Origin of the sequence: Nocardia sp. NPDC058497 (genome assembly GCF_042720195.1) — a bacterium.
Taxonomy (GTDB): Bacteria; Actinomycetota; Actinomycetes; order Mycobacteriales; family Mycobacteriaceae; genus Nocardia.
This window is the reverse complement of sequence record NZ_JBHXMY010000361.1, coordinates 1-2566: the sequence shown is the minus strand read 5'-3', so window position 1 is coordinate 2566 and position 2566 is coordinate 1. Positions and strand designations below refer to the sequence as shown.

1 protein-coding gene is annotated in these 2566 nt (G+C 69.4%); it reads right to left on the bottom strand.

Translation table 11 applies throughout. The features are described from left to right. A partial coding sequence (locus ACFWPJ_RS21930) for an AMP-binding protein (RefSeq protein WP_378854105.1) occupies positions 1-2444 on the bottom strand: 2444 nt, incomplete at its 3' end. Between the last annotated feature and the right edge of the window lie 122 nt (positions 2445-2566).

Here is a 2566-nt window from a genome sequence, read left to right as displayed (position 1 = left end):
GTTAGCTGCTCCCCAACACGCCCACCCGGGGCCCGTGGCCGTCCCCGGGCGCGCCGGGGTTGTGGGTGGCTCTCCCGGGGGCGCCCGCCCCCCCCCCCGCCCGCGAACGCGTCGGCCAGGTCGATGCCGGCCAGGTCGATGGCCACCGGGTACACGCTGGTGAACCAGCCCACCGTGCGCGCGACATCGGCGCCGGGCAGGATGTCCTCGACGCGGCCGTCGCCCTTCAGGGTGAACAGTGCAGCGGTCCGGTCGCGCCAGCGACCCAGTGCCATCGTGAGTGCGGTGAGCAGCACATCGTCGGCGCTGCAATGGAATCGGTCGGTCGCGGTGGTGAGCACGGTGTTCGCGACATCCGGTGCGATGGTGCTCTGGCGATGCGCCATGGTGGCGACCACATCGACCGCGGGATCCAGGGTGCCGGAGCCGAGTGCCGGATCAGGGGTCGCCAGAACGCGCTGCCAGATCGGAAGTTCGTCGACCCTCCCGCCCGCGTGCTCGATCTGACCGTGCGCCCAGCGCCGGAACGAGGTGCCGACCGGGGGCAGGGCGCCGCCCAGCGCCGCTGTGGCCAGATCCGGCAGCAGAATTCGCCAGGAGACCTCGTCGACGACGAGATGGTGGGCGACCAGCCAGCACAGGGGATCGGCGTCCGTTCGCTCGATCAGGACACACCGCGCGACGACGCCGGACTCGGGGTCGAGCAGGTCGGCAGCGCGCCGCACTGCGCGTTCGCAGGTCTCCTCGATGTCCGGACCCGCCGCCACGACCTCCACCAGCGCGTCGGCATCGACCGAACCGCGATCGGCGACAACCCATTCCCAGCCTGCATCGGCGCGACGCAACGAGGAACGAAGTAGGTCGTGGTGGTCGACGAGCGCCTGCACGGCCACGCCGAGTCGCGCCCGCTCGATACCCGTCGGCAGGCCGATCAATACGGCCTGGCCGGCCCGGCGCCACGTTTCCCCCTGGTCCAGCATCGCGTGCACGATCGGGGTGAGCTCGACAGCGCCGGCACCGCCACCCGGCAATTCGTCCACTACCTGCGCCTGTACCTCGGTGGCGACAGGGGCCAGCGCGGCAACAGTCTTGCGCTCGAAAACATCCCGGGCACTGAACCCGAGCCCGGCTGCCTTCGCCCGGGACACCAGCTGGATCGATCCGATGCTGTCCCCGCCGAGCGCGAAGAAGCTGTCGTCGACACCCACCGCCTCCAGCCCGAGTACTTCGGCGTACAGGGCAGCAAGTGCCTCCTCGCGCGGAGTCGACGGCGCGCGGCTGACGGTCGCGTGCACGCTGGTATCCGGTGCGGGCAAAGCCTTGCGGTCTACCGTGCCGAGCGGAGTGAGCGGAATGCTGTCCAGCACCACGATGAACGCGGGCACCATATAGTGCGGAAGCGATTCGCCGGCAGCCGCTTTCAGGGCCTCCGGATCCACCTCGGCTCCCGGCCTGGGGAGCACATAGGACACCAGCGCGGTAGCACCGGAACCGGTTTCGGCGCCGAGGGTGATCGTGAAGTCTATGTCCGGATGCCGTTGCAGCACCGCATCGATCTCGCCCAGCTCGATACGGAAGCCGCGCACCTTCACCTGGAAGTCGCTGCGGCCATGGTATTCCAGCTCCAGCCTGCCCTTCCGCGTGCTCCAGCGCACCAGGTCGCCTGTCCGGTACATCCGCGCGCCCGGCGCGTACGGGTTGGCGACGAATCGTCCGGCTGTCAGTCCGTTGCGCTGGTGGTAGCCGCGCGCCACCGCGGGTCCGGCGAGGTACAGCTCACCCGTCGTATTCGGGGGAACAGGTCGCAGCCATGGGTCGAGCACAACGGCGGAGACCCCGGACACGAGGCTGCCGATGGTGATCGGTGCGGCGGGCGTGAGAGCTTCGTTCAAGGTCACGGTCACGGTGGTTTCCGTCGGGCCGTACCCGTTCAGCAGGGTCCGCCCGGACCACTTTGCCGCCAACTCGGGCGGGCAGGCCTCACCACCGACAAGCACTGTGCGCAGGTCGGGAAGCGTCGTCGGATCCAGCGACGCCGCAACCGCAGGCGTGACATCGAGATGGGTGACACGGTGTGCGCGCAGCACCTCCGCCAGCTCCTCGCCCGCAGCGGCCGACGGCGGCACGACGACCAGGGTGGCACCCGCGGCGAGGGTCACCAGGATCTCCTCGAGCGATATATCGAAACTTGGCGAGACAGCATGTGCCACAACGGAGTCGGCATCCACGCGAAGCGCGCTGCCGGAACTCGCGATCAGATCGGCAAGGCCTCGGTGCGTGACCAGCACACCCTTGGGCAACCCGGTCGATCCAGAGGTATAGATGATGTATGCGGCCTGGTCCAGGTGCACGGCGGCGCGGCGCTCGGCGTCGGTGATCGGCGCCGCGTCCTGCTCGGCCACGCCGAGCTGGGTCGCCTCGTCGTCGAGTATCAACCAGTTCACCCGGTCCGGCAGCGACTGCCGGGCGGCGGGGGGGGTGGGTGGCGCGCGCGACCGCGGGTGATCTATCACTAAGACTCTCCCACGAACAGCCAATAACGCGGTGTGTGCGGTGTGGGGGTGTG